The following is an 18,254-nucleotide window of genomic DNA, read 5'->3' as shown; positions in this document are numbered from 1 at the left end:
TCAGCCAATCCAGGAAACTCTAGAGCGAAGGTCGTCGTCGCCAGCAGCGCCGCCGCCCTCGTCAGTGATCGGGCTTATAGACCCCCATCCCCGAACACGTCAACAGGGATTTTCATGGACCCGACATAATTCTAACAACACATTGAAAACAAACGGTATTTCTATCCACAAGCAGCAACGGCCACTTTCCGCCCGGGTAAACGGGCGGAAAACCGCCGGCAAAGGTGGGTCAACCGGCCTTCGCCTCGTCGTTGCCCCGCAGCAGACGGATCAGAGCCGAAAAGTCTTCACCGCCATGACCGAGCTTCTCGAACATCGAATAGAGCTGCGCCGCCTGTGCGCCCATCGGCGTCGTCGCTCCAGCGGCACTCGCCGCCTGCTGCGACAGCTTCAGGTCCTTCAGCATCAGGCTTGCGGCAAAGCCCGGCTTATACTCGTTGTTGGCGGGCGAGGTCGGAACCGGACCCGGCACCGGGCAATAGGTCGTCAGCGACCAGCACTGGCCGGACGATGTCGACGCCACGTCGAACAGCGCCTGGTGCGACAGGCCGAGACGCTCCGCCAGCACGAAAGCCTCACAGACACCGGCCATGGAAATGCCGAGGATCATGTTGTTGCAGATCTTTGCCGCCTGCCCCGCACCGACACCGCCGCAATGGACGATCTTCTTGCCCATGGCGTCGAGCAGCGGCTTGCCGCGCGAAAAAGCCTCGTCGCTACCGCCGACCATGAAGGTCAAAGTGCCGGCCGAAGCACCGCCGGTGCCACCGGAAACCGGCGCGTCTAGCGAGGGGCAGCCGATCTTTTCCGAGAGCGCATGCGCCTTGCGGGCGCTATCGACGTCGATCGTCGAACTGTCGATCAGCAGCGTGCCCGGATCGACGAAACCGAGAAGCTCGTCCCAGACGTAGAGGACATGGGCGCCGGCCGGGAGCATGGTGATGACGCATTCGGCGCCGCGCACCGCATGTGCAATCGAGCCGGCGACGGAAACGCCGGTCTTCGCCGCGGCGTTGCGCGAGGCCTCCGACAGGTCGAAGCCCGCGACCGCATGGCCCGCCTTCACCAGATTGGCGGCCATCGGACCGCCCATATTGCCGAGCCCGATAAAGGCGATCTTCGTCATGGCATTCCTCCTCGCATTGAAACTCGGCCGAAGCCGAACCGCGCCCCGTCCTCAGGCGCTAGAACAGTGGTGGATGATCCTTCCCGTCGAAGCGCGTCAGCAGGGCCGGCGTGACATCGGAGAGCCCAACCGACCATTTCGGATTGCGGTCCTTGTCGATCACCGCGGCGCGCACGCCTTCGTAAAAGTCTGGATTGCCGAGCATGCCGAGCGTCGCGGAATACTCCCGCTCCAGGCATTCGTTCAGCGATGCGCTGCGGCGGCCGGCGCGCAGGAGATCGAGCGTCAGCTTCATGCTGAGCGCGGAACGGGAGTTCAGGAGCGCAAGCGTTTCCCTGGCGAAATCGGAACCATCGGCTTCGAGCGCCGCGAGGATTTCTTCGATCGTATCGAAGGCAAAGCAATGGTCGATCAGGGCAAGATGGCCTTGAAGCGGCGTTGCCGGCACTTGCGAAGCATGCTTGGCAATCACGCCATCGACATCCGCGCTGCCTGCGATCGGCGCAAGTGCGGTGAGGTCAACGATCAGTGCTTCCAGCCTGTCCGCAGCGACAAAACTGTCCGCGAGCCGCGCATGGATCGCATCTGCCGCAACGATATCCCGGCCGGTGAGCCCGAGATAGGTGCCGAACTCGCCCGGCGCCTTCGGCAGCAGCCAGGTGGCGCCGACATCGGGGAAATAGCCGATGCCGGTTTCGGGCATGGCAAGCCGGGTGCGCTCGGTGACGATGCGGTGGCTACCATGAGCGGAAATCCCGACGCCGCCGCCCATGACGATGCCGTCCATGATGGCGATGTAAGGCTTGCGGTAGCTGGAGATCCGGCTGTTGACGACGAACTCCTCGCGCCAGAACTGGGCACCCTCCTCCGGACGCTCGCGGCCGCTTTCATAGATCATGCGGATATCGCCGCCGGCGCAGAGCCCACGCTCGCCCTCACCGGTCACAAGCACGACGGCCACTGCCGGGTCGTTTTCGAATGCGGTCAGCGCTTCGGCGATCAACCGGATCATCGGCACGTTGAGGCTGTTGAGCGCGCGCGTACGGTTCAACCGGATCCGACCGATCGCGCCCTGGCGCTCGACGATCACTTCTGGTGCTGGCGTCTGCATTTCCATGAGCGGTCTTTCCCGTTTCTGGCCTATTTCCGGCCGATAAGCGAACGCGCAACGATGAGGCGCATGATCTCGTTGGTGCCCTCAAGGATCTGGTGCACCCGGAGGTCCCTGACAATCTTCTCGACGCCATAATCTGCGAGATAACCGTAGCCGCCATGAAGCTGCAGCGCATCGTTGGCGACGGCGAAGCAGCGGTCGGTGACGAAGCGCTTGGCCATGGCGCAGAGTTTCGTCGCTTCCGGTTCGCCGGCATCGAGCGCCGAGGCGGCGCGCCAGAGGAAGGTGCGGGCGATTTCGAGATCGGTCGCCATATCGGCGAGGCGGAACTGCAGCGCCTGGAATTCGCCGATTGCCTTGCCGAAGGCGCGACGCTCCTGAACGTAGGCCAGCGCCTTTTCGAAGGCGGACTGCGCACCGCCAAGCGAGGCGGCGGCGATGTTCAAGCGACCACCATCGAGCCCGCCCATGGCGATCTTGAAGCCGTCGCCTTCGCCGCCGAGGCGATTTTCAGCGGGCACGCGCACGCCGTCGAGCATGACGGCACGGGTCGGCTGCACGTGCCAGCCCATCTTCTTCTCGTTGGCACCGAAGGTCAGGCCGGGCGCATCCTTCTCGACGATGAAGGTCGAGATGCCCTTGGGGCCGTCCTCGCCAGTTCTGGCCATGATCACATAGAGGCCCGATTCGCCGGCACCGGAAATGAACTGCTTCTGGCCCGTCAGGACATAATCAGTGCCGTCCTTGACCGCCTTGGTCTTCAGCGCCGCGGCGTCCGAACCGGACCCGGGCTCGGTCAGGCAGTAGCTCGCGAGCACATCCATCGTCAAAAGCTTCGGCAGCAGCCGCTGGCGCTGTTCGTCGCTACCGTAGCGGTCGATCATGCCGGCGCACATGTTGTGGATCGACATGAAGGAGGCGACGGCCGGGCAGCCGGTCGCCAGCGCCTCTATGATGATTGCAGCATCGAGCCGCGTCAGGCCCGTGCCGCCGACATCGTCACGGACGTAGATGCCGGCCATGCCGAGCGCCGCGGCCCCGCGCAGCGTGTCGACCGGAAAATGCTTCTGCTGATCCCAATCGATCGCGTGAGGGGCGATCTCGTCGCGGGCGAAATCGAGCGCCATCTGACGAATGGCCTCCTGTTCCTCCGACAGGCGAAAATCCATATGCATGTCCTCCCTGACCGCATACCGGCTGCAGATTTCCTTTAAACCTGCAGCAACTCAGAGCGCTACAGCGACCTTTAAGCGTCTCAGAGGACGCGCGTCGCTGCAGGCAATTGAGGCCTAGTTACACCAACTTTGCGCCAGGCCCAGATGCAACTTCTCACAGGGTCTGTTCAAAAATGAACAGGCAGCCCCGATCAACTCTCGCTTAGACGATACGGCAGAGCGCCACGTAAGTCATGATCCACGATCAGGCGACGCTTCAAGGGCGGTACGGCGCGGCTCGCGCATTTCGTCCGTTCGCAGATGCGGCAGGAAATGCCGATCGGGTCGAAGGCGGCACGGTTGCCGAGGTCCATGTCGTCGGCATAGACGAAGGCGTCGGCGTAGGAGACCTCGCAGCCGAGCGCCAGCGCATAACGCGGCTGCGCGGCGCGGAAACCGCCGCCACCCTTGGTGATCTGGGTGGCGAGACAGAGGTAGCGAACGCCATCAGGCGTCTCCGCCAGTTGCCGGATGATCCGGCCCGGCGTCTCGAATGCCTGATGCACGTTCCAGAGCGGACAGGCGGCACCGAAGCGCGCGAATTGCAGCTTGGCGGCGCTGTGGCGCTTGGTGATGTTGCCGGCGCGGTCGATGCGGGCAAAGAAGATCGGGATGCCCTTCTGCCCCGGCCGCTGCAGGGTCGAGAGCCGATGGCAGACCTGCTCCAATGAGGCGCCGAAGCGGGCGGCGAGCAGCTCGATATCGTGTCTCAGGTCGCGGGCGGCCCTTGAGAATGCCTGGTAGGGCAGGATCAGTGCACCGGCGAAATAGTTCTGCAGGCCGATGCGACAGATCTCATAGGCCTCTTCGGTGCGGAAACCGGCGCTGCCGGCCACCCGGTCGATCTCCTCGCGGGCATGAAGCTGAGCGATCTGCAGGGCGATCTGAAAGTCGCGCGTCGCCGGCGGCGCGTATGGATTGAGCGTCAGGATACGGGCACGCGGATCGAAGCGACGGATGGCCTCGTCACCGGCGGCACCGCGCACCACGCGAACGCCATGGCGCTGCTCCAGGTGGCTTGCCAGTGCCGCATGATTGTCGCCCTCGCCGAGCCCAAGTTCGCCCGCCAGCCGCTCCGCGAGCACATCGATCTCGTGGATGTAGTTGTCGACGAAATGGAAGAAGTCGCGCACCTCCTCATAAGGCGTGGTTTCGACGAAAGGCCCGCCGCGGCCGATGGTGTCGTCGATGCTTGCCAACTGTTCGCTGTTGCGGCGATAGGCCTGGTGGCAGGTGATCAGCGCATGCGCCAGTCCCGGCGCGTTCTGGGCGACGAGCTTCAGCTCCTGCAGGCTGGCCGAATAGGTCTCGAACAGGGGGTCGCTCAGCGCCTCCGAAAGCGCCGAAAGCAGGCGATCGCCCTCTCCGGTCGAGAGTTCGGCAATATCGATCTGGAATTTTTCGGCGAGCGCCAGCAGAACCGCGGCCGAAACCGGACGCTGGTTGTTCTCGATCTGATTGAGATAGCTGGTGGAAATGCCGATGCGTTCAGCGAACTGGCCCTGTGTCGCCTTGTTTGCTTCCCGCATTTCCCGGACCTTACGGCCGATATAGAGCTTGCCGATCGCCATGTTTGCAACTTTGCAATTTACGTTTCACAAATTTCTCTATTTCACATTTGCACATGAAGGGACGTTTTTCCATCCAACCTTCGACGCTATTGCGAAGGTCGAAGCGCCTCTGCACAATCATTGAAAAAGCCGGGCATCAAAAAAATCGGGAGGGCACCATGCGCGCCATACTAGAACAGGTCGAAGCCCGCCGGGCGGAAGCAAGAGCCGGCGGCGGCCAGCGGCGGATCGACGCCCAGCACGGCAAGGGCAAGCTGACGGCGCGCGAACGCATCGAGGTCTTGCTCGATGAAGGCTCGTTTGAAGAATACGACATGTATGTCACGCACCGCTGCGTCGACTTCGGCATGGAAGGCCAGAAGGTCGCTGGCGACGGCGTCGTCACCGGTTGGGGCACGATCAACGGCCGCCAGGTCTATGTCTTTTCCCAGGACTTCACGGTGCTCGGCGGTTCGCTGTCGGAAACCCATGCGCAGAAGATCTGCAAGATCATGGATATGGCCGTGCGCAACGGCGCGCCGGTCATCGGCCTCAACGATAGCGGTGGCGCCCGCATTCAGGAAGGCGTGGCGTCGCTGGCTGGTTACGCCGAGGTCTTCCGCCGCAATGCCGAGGCCTCGGGCGTCATCCCGCAGATCTCGGTCATCATGGGCCCCTGCGCCGGCGGCGCCGTCTATTCGCCTGCCATGACCGACTTCATCTTCATGGTGCGTGACTCGTCCTACATGTTCGTGACCGGGCCCGACGTCGTAAAGACCGTGACCAACGAGATCGTCACGGCCGAAGAGCTCGGCGGCGCGGGCACGCACACGAAAAAGTCCTCCGTCGCCGACGCGGCCTACGAGAATGATATCGAAACGCTTGAGCATGTGCGCCTGCTCTTCGATTTCCTGCCGCTCAACAACCGCGAGAAGCCGCCGGTTCGTCCCTTCCATGATGACCCGGCGCGGCTCGAAATGCGTTTGGACAGCCTCATCCCCGATAGCGCCACCAAGCCCTACGACATGAAGGAGTTGATCCTGGCGCTTGCCGACGAAGGCGATTTCTTCGAGTTGCAGCAGAGCTTCGCCAAGAACATCATCACCGGCTTCATCCGCATGGAAGGCCAGACGGTCGGTGTTGTTGCCAACCAGCCGATGGTGCTTGCCGGTTGCCTCGATATCGACAGCTCGCGCAAGGCCGCCCGGTTCGTGCGCTTCTGCGATGCCTTCTCGATCCCGATCCTGACGCTGGTCGACGTGCCCGGCTTCCTGCCCGGCACCGCGCAGGAATATGGCGGCGTCATCAAGCACGGCGCCAAACTGCTGTTTGCCTACAGCCAGGCGACCGTGCCGATGGTGACGCTGATCACGCGGAAAGCCTATGGCGGCGCCTATGACGTCATGGCTTCCAAGCACATCGGCGCCGATGTCAATTATGCCTGGCCCACCGCCGAGATTGCCGTGATGGGCGCCAAGGGCGCGACCGAAATCCTCTATCGCTCGGAGCTCGGCGACGCCGAGAAGATCGCGGCGCGCACGAAGGAATACGAGGAGCGCTTCGCCAATCCGTTCGTGGCGGCAGAGCGTGGTTTCATCGACGAAGTGATCATGCCGCATTCATCGCGCCGCCGCATCGCCCGGGCCTTTGCATCCTTGCGCAACAAGCAGGTGGATGTCCGCTGGCGCAAGCACGACACGATTCCGCTCTGATGGAGGCGACGATGGAACGGGAGCCGGAACGCGTGATGACGCCGGAAGAGGCTCGGCGCGACCACTGGCAGATGCTGCGCTACATGACGGCCAATGCGCTAATCGGCGTGGCGATCGGGGCCATAACGGCCGGCGTTCTCATCTGGCTCAACATCGGCGCGGTCGGGACCCACATCATCCGCTCGACGAGCCCGGTGCTTGCCACCCTCATGGTCGTCGTGCCCTTCGCGCTGCTCTTCGGCGGTGCGGCCGCCGCATCGTCGATCGCGCTTTTGCCCTATCGCCGCAAGTTCAAACGCTGACGCGCAGCCCTCAGGATTTGAAAGAGAAACAGATGTTCAAGAAAATCCTTATCGCCAACCGTGGTGAAATCGCCTGCCGCGTCATCAAGACCGCAAAGAAGCTCGGCATCGCGACGGTCGCGGTCTATTCCGACGCCGACCGCGATGCGATGCATGTGCGCATGGCCGACGAGGCCGTGCATATCGGCCCGTCGCCCTCGGCGCAGTCCTACATCGTCATCGATAAGATCATCGATGCTATCCGCAAGACCGGCGCCGATGCCGTTCATCCGGGCTATGGCTTTCTCTCGGAAAACGCCGCCTTTGCGCAAGCGCTGGAAAAGGAAGGCGTTGCCTTCATCGGTCCGCCGGTTGGCGCGATCCAGGCGATGGGCGACAAGATCACCTCGAAGAAGCTCGCGGCCGAAGCGGGTGTCTCCACGGTGCCTGGCCACATGGGCCTGATCGAAGATGCCGACGAGGCGGTCCGGATCGCCGGTTCGATCGGCTATCCCGTGATGATCAAGGCGTCCGCCGGCGGCGGCGGCAAGGGCATGCGCATAGCCTGGAACGACCAGGAGGCGCGCGAAGGCTTCCAGTCCTCGAAGAACGAGGCGAAGAACGCCTTTGGCGACGATCGCATCTTCATCGAAAAATTCGTAACCGAGCCGCGCCATATCGAAATCCAGGTGCTCGGTGACAAGCACGACAATACGCTCTACCTCGGCGAGCGCGAATGCTCGATCCAGCGTCGCAACCAGAAGGTCATCGAAGAGGCGCCCTCGCCCTTCCTCGACGCCGAGACCCGCAAGGCCATGGGTGAGCAGGCGGTCGCGCTTGCCAAGGCCGTCGGCTACCACTCGGCCGGCACCGTGGAATTCATCGTCGACGGCAAGCGCAACTTCTACTTCCTCGAAATGAACACCCGCCTGCAGGTGGAACATCCGGTGACCGAACTGATCACCGGGCTCGATCTCGTCGAGCAGATGATCCGGGTTGCCGCCGGCGAAAAACTCGCCTTCGGCCAGGACGACGTGAAGCTCAACGGCTGGGCGATCGAAAGCCGGCTCTATGCCGAAGATCCCTATCGCAACTTCCTTCCGTCAATCGGCCGGCTGACGCGCTATCGTCCCCCGGTCGAGGGCACAAGCGACAACGGCACTGTGACGCGCAACGACACCGGCGTCTTCGAGGGCGGCGAGATCTCAATGTTCTACGACCCGATGATCGCCAAGCTCTGCACCTGGGGACCGGACCGGCAGACGGCAGTCGAGGCCATGGCCGACGCGCTCGATCAGTTCGAGGTCGAAGGCATTGGCCATAACCTACCGTTCCTGTCGGCCGTCATGCAGCAGCAGCGTTTTAGAGAGGGCCGGCTGACGACCGCCTACATCGCGGAAGAATTCGCCGACGGCTTCCATGGCGTTGCGGCGGAAGCACCGGCACTGCGCAAGCTTGCCGCCGTCGCGGTTTCGGTCAATCAGGCGCTGCAGGAGCGCGCGAGCCAGATTTCCGGCACGATTGGCAATCACCGGCGCGTCCTCGGCCATGACTGGGTGGTCACCCTTGGCGATCACGCCTTCGCGGTAACGGCAGGGTCATCCGCCGACGGCGCCTTCGTCCGATTTGCCGATGGCAGTTCGGTTACCATCGCCGGAGACTGGGCACCCGGCCGCACCCTTGCCACCTTCAACATCGACAATGAACCCCTGAGCGTCAAAGTCGATCTGGTCGGAACTGCCATCCGGCTCCGCTGGCGCGGCATCGACGTCGTCACGCACGTCCGAAGCCCGCGGGTCGCCGAACTGGCGCGGCTGATGCCGAAGAAGCTGCCGCCGGATACGTCGCGCATGCTGCTCTGCCCGATGCCGGGTGTGATTACCTCGGTCACGGTCAAGGCCGGCGATACGGTCGAGGCCGGACAGGCGCTTGCCGTGGTTGAAGCGATGAAGATGGAGAACATCCTGCGCGCCGAAAAGAAGGCCGTGGTCAAGCGCGTGGCGGTCGCCGCCGGCGCCAGCCTCGCGGTCGACGAACTGATCATGGAATTCGAATGATGGCGAGCACCGTCGACGCCATCACCCGGGAGAACATCCGATGACCGACAAAACCATCAAGGACTGGGAAACGCTCGCCGAGCGCGAACTGAAGGCCGCGCCGGAAAGCCTCACCTGGCAGACGCCCGAAGGCATCGCGGTGAAACCGCTCTATACGGCTGATGACCTCGACGGCATCGATCATCTCGCGTCACTACCGGGCTTCGAGCCGTTCGTGCGCGGCCCGCGCGCCACCATGTATGCCGGCCGCCCCTGGACGATCCGCCAATATGCCGGTTTCTCCACGGCCGAAGCGTCCAACGCCTTCTACCGCAAGAACCTCGCGGCCGGACAGAAGGGCCTCTCGGTTGCCTTCGATCTCGCGACCCATCGCGGCTATGACAGCGACCATCCGCGCGTCGAAGGCGATGTCGGCAAGGCGGGGGTTGCGATCGACTCGGTCGAGGACATGAAGATCCTGTTCGACGGCATTCCGCTCGAGGAGATGTCGGTGTCGATGACCATGAACGGCGCGGTGATCCCGATTCTGGCCTCCTTCATCGTCGCCGGCGAGGAACAGGGCGTGTCGCGCGACAAGCTCTCAGGCACGATCCAGAACGACATCCTCAAGGAGTTCATGGTCCGCAACACCTATATCTACCCGCCGGAACCGTCGATGCGCATCGTCGCCGATATCATCGAGTATACGGCAAAGGAGATGCCGAAGTTCAATTCGATCTCGATCTCCGGCTACCACATGCAGGAGGCGGGTGCGACGCTGGTGCAGGAGCTTGCCTTCACGCTCGCCGACGGGCGCGAATATGTGCGCGCCGCCCTTGCCAAGGGGCTGAACGTCGATGAATTCGCCGGCCGGCTTTCCTTCTTCTTTGCGATCGGGATGAACTTCTTCATGGAGGCGGCGAAGCTTCGGGCGGCGCGCCTGCTCTGGACCCGGATCATGCAGGAATTCGAGCCGAAGAAGCCGTCATCGCTGATGCTCAGGACCCATTGCCAGACATCGGGCGTCTCGCTGCAGGAGCAGGATCCCTACAACAACATCATCCGCACCGCGTTTGAGGCGATGTCGGCGGCCCTTGGCGGCACGCAATCGCTTCATACCAATTCCTTCGATGAAGCGATCGCGCTGCCGACGGAGTTTTCCGCGCGCATCGCCCGCAACACGCAGCTGATCCTGCAACACGAGACCGGTGTCACCAAGGTCGTCGATCCGCTCGCCGGTTCCTACTATGTCGAAAGCCTGACCAATGAACTCGCCGAAAAGGCCTGGGCGCTGATCGAGGAGGTCGAAGCGATGGGCGGCATGACCCGTGCGGTCAATGCCGGCCTGCCGAAGCGACTGATCGAGGAGGCGGCAACGCGCCGCCAGGCAGCCGTCGACAAGGGCGAGGAAATCATCGTCGGGGTCAACAAGTACCGCCTCGACAACGAAGAGCCGATCGACATTCTGGAAATCGACAACAGCGCCGTGCGCGCCGCACAGATCCGCCGCATCGAGGAGACCAAGCGGCGGCGCGACAGCGCGAAGGTGAAAGAGACCCTTGCCGTTGTTTCAAAGGTCGCATTGAGCGGCGAAGGCAACCTGCTTGCCGCCGCCGTCGAAGCGGCACGGGCGCGTGCGACCGTCGGCGAAATCTCCGATGCGATGCGCGGCGCCTTTGGCGACCATGCCGCAACGCCCAAGGTCGTCAGCAAGATCTACGGCAAAGCCTATGAGGGCGAGCCGGAACTCGAAGTGCTCTCCGGACGCCTCGACGAGGTTTCGGCCAAGCTCGGCCGCAAGCCGAAGATCATGGTCGCCAAGCTCGGCCAGGACGGCCACGATCGCGGCGCCAAGGTGATCGCGTCGGCCTTTGGCGACATCGGCTTCGACGTGCTTGCCGGGCCGCTGTTCCAGACGCCGGAGGAAGCCGCCGACATGGCGCTTGCGAGCAAGGTCAATGTCATCGGCGTCTCTTCGCTTGCTGCCGGCCACAAGACGCTGATGCCGCAATTGGCCGAAGCGCTGAAGAAGCGCGGCGGCGAGGATGTCATCGTCATCTGCGGCGGCGTCATCCCGCGCCAGGACTATGACTACCTCATGGAGAATGGTGTCTCGGCCGTCTTCGGTCCCGGCACCAACGTGCTCGACGCGGCCCGCGCCGTGCTCGACCTGATCGAAGGCAAGCGCCGCAACATCTGATGCCGGAGGGCATTGTCTCTCCGTTCGCCCCAAGCGGTTGTCGTTACCGGCCGACGCAACTATGGTGTCGCCATGACGTCGGTCACCGAAGTGTTCGGACCCTTTGCCCTGATGGCGCGCCTTGTCGCCCGCTTCTGGCCGCAGCTCCTGCTGATCGGCGCCTGCGGCGCCATCGCGCACGACCTCCTGATGCGGGCAGCGGTCTGGATCGGGATGCAGCATCCGCTCGGTGGCATGGTCACGCTCTCCCTCGTCGTGCTGGCGAAGCTCGTCGTCATCGTGCTGATGTTCATGGTCCTTCGGCCGGGCTTGCCGGCACTCGAAGCGCTCCGCCAGCAACCAGCGGCGGCGCCTGTTGAGACAAAGGCGCCGAAGGCCGAGCGCAGGCTACTCGCCGTCACCGCCGCTGCCATGCTGCCGTTCTTTGCCTACTACGCCGCCTGGGGGTTTCTCGGCGATACCGTGCGCGAATATTCGCGATCAGCACTTGCTGCCGTGGCTTTCGGCGAAAAAGCCAACTTCTTCGATATTCTGGGATCGCGCGGCGTTCTCGTGTCGATCGCGCTCTGCTGGCTGTTGCGCTGGGGCGCAAAACGCATGAGCAAGCGGAGCGAAGCGCCCCTCTGGCGACTGCTGATCGTGGCTGCAGATGCCAGCTGGATCTTCATCGGTCTCTACGGCCTGTCGGTCTGGAAGGACCAGGTGATCACCTGGCTTGGCGCCGGCAAGCTTTTGAGCATGAACGGCTTCGCCTTCACCGGCATGGCGTACGCCGCCGAGACCTTCGTGCCGGTGGAACTGAGAAAGCCTGACTGGAGCAGCGAGGCGACAGGCCTGTTCTTCTATGCGCTCCTTCCGGTCATCTGGCTGGTCATGGCGGCCATCATCAACGGCTACGAGCTTTCGAGCGCAACACAGCGCACCCGCCCAGCATCAGCAAAGCCGCGCCGCGCCCGCACGCTGCGCAAATGGGTCGCCGATTTTCTCGACCACTTCGTCAGCGATTATCGCTCCCGTTATGCGCCGATCTGGACCTGCCTGAAGCTGACGCTCGGCTCGGGACTGGCGGCACTATTCGCTTTCATCGTCGCCTACAATGCCATTTCCTGGCTCGGCGCCTGGACCTGGTATGCGGCCACACGGACGCTCGACGTGGTTGATCTTGCAAGCTGGCGGCTCGTTTTCAATGCCTTGAGCCTTTTCATCGGCAGTCCCAGCGATCTCAACGGCGGCATCGTGCTCGATGCCCTGCGCATCACCCTTTTGGCGGCGATGCTCGAACATGCCGTTTCCCGTCAGGCCGATAAGGCAGAGATCAACTACGCGTCCACTTGAACACCAGCGTCTCGTCACTGGCGCCTGGATATTCGATCCGCAGCGAAAGGTCCCGCGCCTCCGCCGGCACGATGAAGCTCTCGGCCATGCGGACGGCCGTGCCGGCCTTGGCATCGGCAAAGGCCAGGACACTGCAGCGCGGACGCTCGGCCACTTCCGGATACATCTTTCGCACGATCGGCTCGGTCAGGGTGACCGGTTCGAACTGACGTCCTTTGCCGTCGATCAGCCGGACGCGGCAGGCGCCCTTCGACAAAGCGGCGAGATCGGTGGCCGATGCCTCGAATTCGGCGAGAATAACGCGTGCGTCGTCGGTGCGAGGCAGGCGCCGCATATCCATAAGTTTCCATTGCCCGCCGGCGAAGGCCTGCGCTGCCTCATCTTCGACGACGATTTCCGCACTGCCGCCGGCGAGCCATTGGCTCTCAAGAAGGCTGTCCCATGCGCGGGCGACGAAAGCGAGCGGCAGCGCGACAATCAGCGCCAGCAGGCAGGTCCAGAAGGTGCGTTTCTCGCTCATGACTGCCTCCCTCAGCGCGCGGCCAGCGTCCAGGGCGCGCCGCTGCCGCTGCGCGCAATGGTGACGGTCGGCTTGATCTCGGCCGGTTTCTTGTCGCCGAGCGCAATGGACAATTCCTCGGCGAGCGGCGACACACGACTGCGTGCCACGAGCAGCGTGCCCTTGTCGACGGCCGCCTCGGGAAGCTCGAAGGCAAGCAGCACCGGCCTCGGCAGGCCGGGCTCGAGCCGCTCCGTCGGCAGATAGCCCGGCACGGTCGAAAACCGCTGGCTCAGCGCATAGCGCAGGCCATTGCCCGCCAGCCACTCCGCAGACATCAACGTCATCGTTTCCGTCTTGGCAACGGCCGCGCCCTCGATGAGCAGCCAGACACCTGATGTGGAGTAGTCCTTGACCCGCCCGAAACTTTCGACCTTGAGCTGGCGCGCCAGATGCACATTGGCCGCGCCGAAGGCGAAGTCGCGCGTTTCCGCCCGCTCGCCGACAGCACCGTGAATGGCGATCGGCGCGGTGATGTCGCCGTAGCCGGGCGTGCTGTTTCGCATCGTATAAAGCGCGGCGAACGCAAGGCCGCAAAGCAGCAGCGTACGGAAAGCCGACATCATTGCTCCGTCGTCTCCGAGGCCTGCGTGACCGGCAATTCGACGACCGCAGCCGCACCGTCATCGAACCAATTCGGCGCGCCATAGAGATTGTCGCGCGGCTTGTAGATCTGTTTTCCGATCGCCAGCGAAAGCGTCTGCGGTTCCGGGCGGTCCGCCGGCCACTCCCAGGCCGCGACCAGTCTTTCCGGCATGTTCGGATTGATCGCACTGGCGATCCATTTGTCCCGCGCCAGGTAATAGGTGGGCTTTGGGTGCAGCGGAGCGGCGTCATCCTGGATCGTGATCAGGTTCATGAAGCCGTTGCTGGTGGCGACGGACCGGTTGTCGACTTCGAGATCCACCAGCAGGAACCGCTTCGGTTCGAACGGTTTCGTGCCGGTCGGCGGCAGGGACGACATCTGGGCGCCGTTGATGGTCACTTGCCAGCGGCCCGTATCGACCGCCTGGCCTTTGCCGATGACCGGGACGGGAACCGGATTGGCTGCATCATAAACCGCCGAAGCAAAGGAAATCGCAGCCGCCGCCATGCCGCCGATGCCGGTGACAAGCATGATCAGCAGGCGCTGCCTGATCTTCGATCGCCGTACGATCGGCATATGTCCTCCATCCACCCTGCAGATGTTGCAACCGGAAGATAGGAAAGTTTGCCCCGGAAATCAAAACACGCGTACCGAAGACGGTTTCTGCGACGAAAGCGATCTCAGAAGGAAAGCTCGAATGTGGAATATCGGAGCGTTGGAACGAAGCCCTGCGCCACGTAGACCGCACGAGCGGCCGTTGCCGACGGACCCATGCAGAGAAAAACCTCGCTGCACCCTGCGGATCGCAAATCGTCCAACGTCGCCCGGACAAGCGAGGTCCCGATCTGCCGACGGCGCGCTTCGGGCGCAACGGCCAAGTACTCTAGCCGCCCGAAATCCGTATCCGCGACCTTCAGCCAGACCGCCGCACCGAGAACGGCGTTGTCATCGTGCACATATCCGGCGTGATACCCTTCCGCCAGATATTCCCGCAACCGACCGGCGCAGTCGTCATCCCATTGAAAATGGTCTGCGAACAAAGCCGCAAGCTGAGGCAAGCGAGGATCGTCACGGCCAGTCAGTCTTTGCACGGTCCAAGCGTCACGACCTTCTGACTTCGGTTGACCCTCGGCAACCCAACCCATTTCCAGATTTTCGCGCCCCTCCATCCAGCCTCGGTTGAGGGCAATTTCGCGCAGGTCGAGATTTGCAGCGCTGACGCAGAGCCTGAGGAAGCCAAAACGCCGGCCTGCCAGCCGCTCCATAAAAGCGAGCACGTCCTCGGTCGCGACGGCCGCTTCGTCGAAACGATAGGGTCCAACGGCAACCGCAGCCTCGCTGCGATTTATCATCGTCCTACTCCCGAGATCCTCGGGGCTATAGAGAAGGCCAAAGGCGGCGACCGCCCTTCCATCCGCCGCTTCAAGGATTCTCAGTTCCCTTCGCCAGTCCAAACCGTAGAGCTTGAACTCGGCGATGAGCTCCCCCGCCGTCTTGCATCTCGGATAGGCCGTGCCGCTGTCAGGGTTGTCGAATTCGCGCTGGAGCCGCGCCTCCAGCAAGGGCAGATCCGCGCTGCGGATCGGCCTGAGCTTCAAACTGTGCATCGTTGGATATCCTCTGCAGGCACGGCTCAGCAGTGCAGGGTCTTGTCGAAAGAGACCTTCTGAAACATGGGGCTGCACTCGCCGCGGCCTCGGGCACCAGTGGCGGTTGCCCGTCGTCGAACGATGAAGGCTTTGCCGGCTTTTGAGGAGAGCCGCCGGTCGGTGACCGGCGAAATGGATCAGATGCGGTGAATCTGCTGCTGCCCCTCGTCGGAGACAGGGGGCCTCTTCTCGAAAGTCGCGCGAATGGACATGGGCGACCCGTCACCCCGCGATACCACCATGAACATCTGCAGTTGCCCGCCACGCCGAACGAACTGGATGCCGAAGCTTTTGCCGCCATAGGCGCCGGAAACGGTTGGCTGCCACTGTCCCTTGCCTGCGGCAAGCGGCAGGTCGGCAAAACGCTCGACGTTCGCCACGGCCTGCCAGCCGTTGTTGCTGCTGACGGTCAAAAGGTCGCCGTGACGGACGATGCCGATATAGCACTTGTCGCACTGCCCGGCCGTGGAGGTCAGTTGCCGCCACTGTCCGACAAACGCATCACCATCAGCCCTGACGGGAGCGGCAGCCGAAAGAAGCAACAGACCGGCGACGCCGGCCTTGTACAGGATCTTCATGCTTCCCTCCTCGTCGCTGACCGACAGACAAAACGCGACACATTCTTTGATTGCGACGCACAAGAAAAACAACCAAATCGAAGGCGGTCAAGATCAGGTGGGCTCAAAGCTGTGCATTGCCCGGCCACAAGACGTTCGCCGCCCGCCAATTCCCCCGTGATTGGCGCTTGCCTTCTGCCCGCGACGGGCGACAATTGCATGCGGTAGAAAGCGGGGCCAGAAGCCATTCGGCCCACATTGCCCGCCGAACCGGAGAGGCCGGCTATGCGCAAACTGCAATCGCAAGGCGTTCACCACATCACGCTTGTCGGGGCCGACCGGCAGACGTCGATCGATTTCTGGGAAGGGTTGCTCGGCATGCCCTTCATTTTCGAGCAACCGAACCTAGACCGGGCGAGCGAAAGCCACCTCTACTTCGATCCGGGCGATGGCCGCCTGATCACGGTCTTTACCGACGAGAACCGTACGCCAGATCCCGAGCGCACCCCGACCGACATGGGCTGCGTGCACCACATAGCCTTTGCCGTTTCGCGCGCGACATTCAACCAGGCCGTGGAGCGGCTCGACGAGCGAAAGATCCGGCACAGCGGCGTCAAGGATCGCGGCTTTATGGATTCGATCTACTTCGAGGATCCGCTTGGATTGCTGGTCGAATTGGCGTCCTATCGCTTCGAACCGCCTGCGGGCCACAGCCACGCCGAGGTGCTGATGGAAGCCCACAGGGTGAGGGTCGCTCGCGGCGACTACAACATCGCCGAGGTTCACCTTGCCGATGCGATCGAGGCGCTGGTCGAGCGCACGCGACCGACGCTTTCGCCCGATAGCCTGGCAAAAGACCCGTACGACCGACGCTAGCATCGGTCGGCGCAGGGAAAGGCCGCTCGATTTGCGCAGGTGGCTCAAGCAAGAGCGGCACCTGCCGAATGGCGCTCAAAAGGGAGGAATGCCATGTCCGCAATCCAGCTCAACGTCATCAAGCCCAGCGTCAACAACATGACGGCGCGCGTGTTTCTGAGGGCAGCCAATCTCGATTTCAACGAAAACGATGTCTACGGCCAGACGCGCACGCCCGAATATCTGGCCCGAGCGCCCTCGCATCTGACACCGATGATCGAGACGGCGGACCTGCCCAAAGGCGCGCTTTGGGAAAGCTGCGCGATCATGCAGTACCTCTGCAACAAACATGGGCTGGATGACTTCTACCCGAGGGAACCAGAAGCACGCGCGATGATCGACAGCGCCATGTTCTATTTGATCGGCACGTTCTATCCCTATCTCGCCCGCGCAACCTATCCGGCGCTGAACTTTCCCCTTTACGCGGGCGAAGTCGGCTGCAGCGATGCAGATGCGGCGACGAAGGAGATCGCCCGGCAGGCGGCGGTTGCAGCTCTCGCCGAACCACTTGAGGTATTCCGGACGTTCTACATCGGCGACAAGCCGTTCATCGGGGGTGCCAAGCCTTCGATCGCCGATATCCGGCTCGCCGCAACGCTCGAGTTCCTGGCCGCGATCGACTATGCCCTGCCGGACTGGGCAAAGGCCTATGTGGCGAATATCGAACGAACGCTCGGACCTGCCTATGCCGAGCCCGCCGCCGATGTCCGTGGCTATATCGGCTATGTGAAATCGCAGCGTCAGTAGGCGGCTGCCTTGCGCTTCATTGGATGAGAAGAACGACGCCGGTTGCCCCGAGTGCGAGCGACCAAAGACGATCGAAATTGATCCAGGCCGAACGCAGGACCGCAAGATCGAACCAGGAGAAGACGGCAAGCGCCAGCGCGGCGGTCACCGTCAACATCGCGATGCTATGCACCGCGACGGCCGCGAGCGAGATCGGCAGCGAACTTGCCATCGCCAGGTCGCCTGCGTGACCTGCAAGACAGAGACTGAGCACCGCCGGCACCAGCATGAGGCCGGCCCCGTGGCTCGTCGCCATCAGGAAGGACCAGAGCGCAAGTCCCGCCATGCCAGTCCGCATCCCGATCCGGACGCGATGGCGATGGCCATAAACGGCGGTGTAGCCGGCGGCACCGAGAATGAGCAAGGCCGCAGCGATCCTGAACGTGTTCGGATCGAGCACCGAGCCGAATGCTGCGACCACCGCCAGCACGGTCGCGACCGAGATCGCGTGACCGACCGCAATGGGTGCCAGGGACAGCCAGACGACCCGGCTGCTTTGCCGGTGAAGCCCGAGTGCCACGGCAAACAACCAGCCCATCGCCGGATTGAGGCCGTGAAAGGCGCCGAGGCCGGCGAGCGAGAGCCATGGCCAGACCGCCGTCATTCGCCGTGACCGGGCTGCACCACAGCTCCC

Annotated in this window: 17 protein-coding genes; 7 read left to right on the top strand and 10 right to left on the bottom strand. The window is 63.1% G+C overall.

Annotated elements, in window-relative coordinates; translation table 11 throughout:
* Positions 1–229: 229 nt before the first annotated feature.
* The 4 genes from mmsB to ACIQUG_RS26700 form a co-directional block, all read right to left on the bottom strand.
* A complete protein-coding gene (mmsB, locus tag ACIQUG_RS26715; protein ID WP_402325182.1) occupies positions 230–1,126 on the bottom strand; it encodes a 3-hydroxyisobutyrate dehydrogenase in 897 nt (298 codons plus the stop codon).
* Between the two features lie 58 nt (positions 1,127–1,184).
* A complete protein-coding gene (locus tag ACIQUG_RS26710; protein ID WP_402325181.1) occupies positions 1,185–2,243 on the bottom strand; it encodes an enoyl-CoA hydratase/isomerase family protein in 1,059 nt (352 codons plus the stop codon).
* Positions 2,244–2,266: 23 nt separating this feature from the next.
* Complete coding sequence (locus ACIQUG_RS26705) at positions 2,267–3,409, bottom strand: isobutyryl-CoA dehydrogenase (RefSeq protein ID WP_402325180.1); 1,143 nt, start codon at positions 3,407–3,409, stop codon at positions 2,267–2,269.
* Positions 3,410–3,606: 197 nt separating this feature from the next.
* Positions 3,607–5,025, bottom strand: a complete 1,419-nt coding sequence (locus tag ACIQUG_RS26700; RefSeq protein ID WP_402325178.1) for a short-chain fatty acyl-CoA regulator family protein — start codon at positions 5,023–5,025, stop codon at positions 3,607–3,609.
* Between the two features lie 158 nt (positions 5,026–5,183).
* Between ACIQUG_RS26700 and ACIQUG_RS26695 the strand changes: the two genes are divergently transcribed.
* From ACIQUG_RS26695 to ACIQUG_RS26675, 5 genes are read left to right on the top strand one after another with little or no spacing between them, the layout of a single operon-like run.
* On the top strand, positions 5,184–6,716 hold the full coding sequence (locus tag ACIQUG_RS26695; protein WP_402325177.1) for an acyl-CoA carboxylase subunit beta: 1,533 nt from the start codon (positions 5,184–5,186) through the stop codon (positions 6,714–6,716).
* An 11-nt stretch (positions 6,717–6,727) separates the two neighbouring features.
* Complete coding sequence (locus ACIQUG_RS26690) at positions 6,728–7,018, top strand: hypothetical protein (RefSeq protein WP_402325175.1); 291 nt, start codon at positions 6,728–6,730, stop codon at positions 7,016–7,018.
* A 32-nt stretch (positions 7,019–7,050) separates the two neighbouring features.
* Positions 7,051–9,054 carry an acetyl-CoA carboxylase biotin carboxylase subunit gene (locus tag ACIQUG_RS26685; protein WP_402325174.1) on the top strand — a complete coding sequence of 668 codons (2,004 nt, stop codon included), beginning with the start codon at positions 7,051–7,053 and terminating at the stop codon, positions 9,052–9,054.
* Positions 9,055–9,094: 40 nt separating this feature from the next.
* Positions 9,095–11,233 carry a methylmalonyl-CoA mutase gene (scpA, locus tag ACIQUG_RS26680; protein ID WP_402325173.1) on the top strand — a complete coding sequence of 713 codons (2,139 nt, stop codon included), beginning with the start codon at positions 9,095–9,097 and terminating at the stop codon, positions 11,231–11,233.
* Positions 11,234–11,245: 12 nt separating this feature from the next.
* Positions 11,246–12,568: a hypothetical protein gene (locus ACIQUG_RS26675; protein WP_402325172.1), complete on the top strand. Its 1,323-nt coding sequence runs from the start codon at positions 11,246–11,248 to the stop codon at positions 12,566–12,568.
* Here the strand turns inward: ACIQUG_RS26675 and ACIQUG_RS26670 are convergent.
* The 5 genes from ACIQUG_RS26670 to ACIQUG_RS26650 form a co-directional block, all read right to left on the bottom strand.
* On the bottom strand, positions 12,549–13,088 hold the full coding sequence (locus ACIQUG_RS26670) for a hypothetical protein (RefSeq protein WP_402325171.1): 540 nt from the start codon (positions 13,086–13,088) through the stop codon (positions 12,549–12,551). The two genes, ACIQUG_RS26675 and ACIQUG_RS26670, sit on opposite strands and share 20 nt — an antisense overlap.
* 11 nt (positions 13,089–13,099) lie before the next feature.
* Positions 13,100–13,690: a hypothetical protein gene (locus tag ACIQUG_RS26665; RefSeq protein WP_402325170.1), complete on the bottom strand. Its 591-nt coding sequence runs from the start codon at positions 13,688–13,690 to the stop codon at positions 13,100–13,102.
* Positions 13,690–14,289 (bottom strand): hypothetical protein, encoded by a 600-nt coding sequence (locus tag ACIQUG_RS26660; RefSeq protein ID WP_402325169.1) that lies wholly within the window; start codon positions 14,287–14,289, stop codon positions 13,690–13,692. The genes ACIQUG_RS26665 and ACIQUG_RS26660 overlap by 1 nt, the downstream gene beginning before the upstream one ends.
* 104 nt (positions 14,290–14,393) lie before the next feature.
* Positions 14,394–15,398 carry a GNAT family N-acetyltransferase gene (locus ACIQUG_RS26655; protein ID WP_402325168.1) on the bottom strand — a complete coding sequence of 335 codons (1,005 nt, stop codon included), beginning with the start codon at positions 15,396–15,398 and terminating at the stop codon, positions 14,394–14,396.
* A gap of 101 nt (positions 15,399–15,499) precedes the next feature.
* Entirely contained in the window at positions 15,500–15,940 is a 441-nt protein-coding gene (locus ACIQUG_RS26650; protein WP_402325167.1) for a hypothetical protein, read from the bottom strand.
* Between the two features lie 264 nt (positions 15,941–16,204).
* On the opposite strand from ACIQUG_RS26650, the gene ACIQUG_RS26645 reads away from it, so the two are divergent.
* Both ACIQUG_RS26645 and ACIQUG_RS26640 read left to right on the top strand, forming a co-directional pair.
* Positions 16,205–16,795 carry a VOC family protein gene (locus ACIQUG_RS26645; RefSeq protein ID WP_402325166.1) on the top strand — a complete coding sequence of 197 codons (591 nt, stop codon included), beginning with the start codon at positions 16,205–16,207 and terminating at the stop codon, positions 16,793–16,795.
* A 93-nt stretch (positions 16,796–16,888) separates the two neighbouring features.
* The gene (locus tag ACIQUG_RS26640; RefSeq protein WP_402325165.1) at positions 16,889–17,581 is read left to right on the top strand and encodes a glutathione S-transferase family protein; all 693 of its coding nucleotides are present in this window, start codon (positions 16,889–16,891) and stop codon (positions 17,579–17,581) included.
* Between the two features lie 16 nt (positions 17,582–17,597).
* On the opposite strand, the gene ACIQUG_RS26635 is transcribed toward ACIQUG_RS26640, so the two are convergent.
* Positions 17,598–18,224 (bottom strand): hypothetical protein, encoded by a 627-nt coding sequence (locus ACIQUG_RS26635; protein ID WP_402325164.1) that lies wholly within the window; start codon positions 18,222–18,224, stop codon positions 17,598–17,600.
* Positions 18,225–18,254: the final 30 nt, after the last annotated feature.

The organism is Ensifer sp. NPDC090286, from assembly GCF_044769565.1.
Classification (GTDB): domain Bacteria; phylum Pseudomonadota; class Alphaproteobacteria; order Rhizobiales; family Rhizobiaceae; genus Ensifer.
The sequence above is the reverse complement of the archived record's forward strand: the minus strand, read 5'-3'. Positions and strand labels throughout refer to the sequence as shown.

Excerpts from the sequence above, each read along its gene's own strand:
- ACIQUG_RS26670 (WP_402325171.1), bottom strand. The coding sequence starts at position 13,088 with ATGAGCGAGAAACGCACCTTCTGGACCTGCCTGCTGGCGCTGATTGTC.
- ACIQUG_RS26640 (WP_402325165.1), top strand. The coding sequence starts at position 16,889 with ATGTCCGCAATCCAGCTCAACGTCATCAAGCCCAGCGTCAACAACATG.
- ACIQUG_RS26665 (WP_402325170.1), bottom strand. The coding sequence starts at position 13,690 with ATGTCGGCTTTCCGTACGCTGCTGCTTTGCGGCCTTGCGTTCGCCGCG.
- ACIQUG_RS26705 (WP_402325180.1), bottom strand. The coding sequence starts at position 3,409 with ATGGATTTTCGCCTGTCGGAGGAACAGGAGGCCATTCGTCAGATGGCG.
- ACIQUG_RS26710 (WP_402325181.1), bottom strand. The coding sequence starts at position 2,243 with ATGGAAATGCAGACGCCAGCACCAGAAGTGATCGTCGAGCGCCAGGGC.
- ACIQUG_RS26700 (WP_402325178.1), bottom strand. The coding sequence starts at position 5,025 with ATGGCGATCGGCAAGCTCTATATCGGCCGTAAGGTCCGGGAAATGCGG.
- ACIQUG_RS26650 (WP_402325167.1), bottom strand. The coding sequence starts at position 15,940 with ATGAAGATCCTGTACAAGGCCGGCGTCGCCGGTCTGTTGCTTCTTTCG.
- ACIQUG_RS26635 (WP_402325164.1), bottom strand. The coding sequence starts at position 18,224 with ATGACGGCGGTCTGGCCATGGCTCTCGCTCGCCGGCCTCGGCGCCTTT.
- ACIQUG_RS26690 (WP_402325175.1), top strand. The coding sequence starts at position 6,728 with ATGGAACGGGAGCCGGAACGCGTGATGACGCCGGAAGAGGCTCGGCGC.
- ACIQUG_RS26695 (WP_402325177.1), top strand. The coding sequence starts at position 5,184 with ATGCGCGCCATACTAGAACAGGTCGAAGCCCGCCGGGCGGAAGCAAGA.
- ACIQUG_RS26645 (WP_402325166.1), top strand. The coding sequence starts at position 16,205 with ATGCGCAAACTGCAATCGCAAGGCGTTCACCACATCACGCTTGTCGGG.
- ACIQUG_RS26660 (WP_402325169.1), bottom strand. The coding sequence starts at position 14,289 with ATGCCGATCGTACGGCGATCGAAGATCAGGCAGCGCCTGCTGATCATG.
- scpA (WP_402325173.1), top strand. The coding sequence starts at position 9,095 with ATGACCGACAAAACCATCAAGGACTGGGAAACGCTCGCCGAGCGCGAA.
- mmsB (WP_402325182.1), bottom strand. The coding sequence starts at position 1,126 with ATGACGAAGATCGCCTTTATCGGGCTCGGCAATATGGGCGGTCCGATG.
- ACIQUG_RS26685 (WP_402325174.1), top strand. The coding sequence starts at position 7,051 with ATGTTCAAGAAAATCCTTATCGCCAACCGTGGTGAAATCGCCTGCCGC.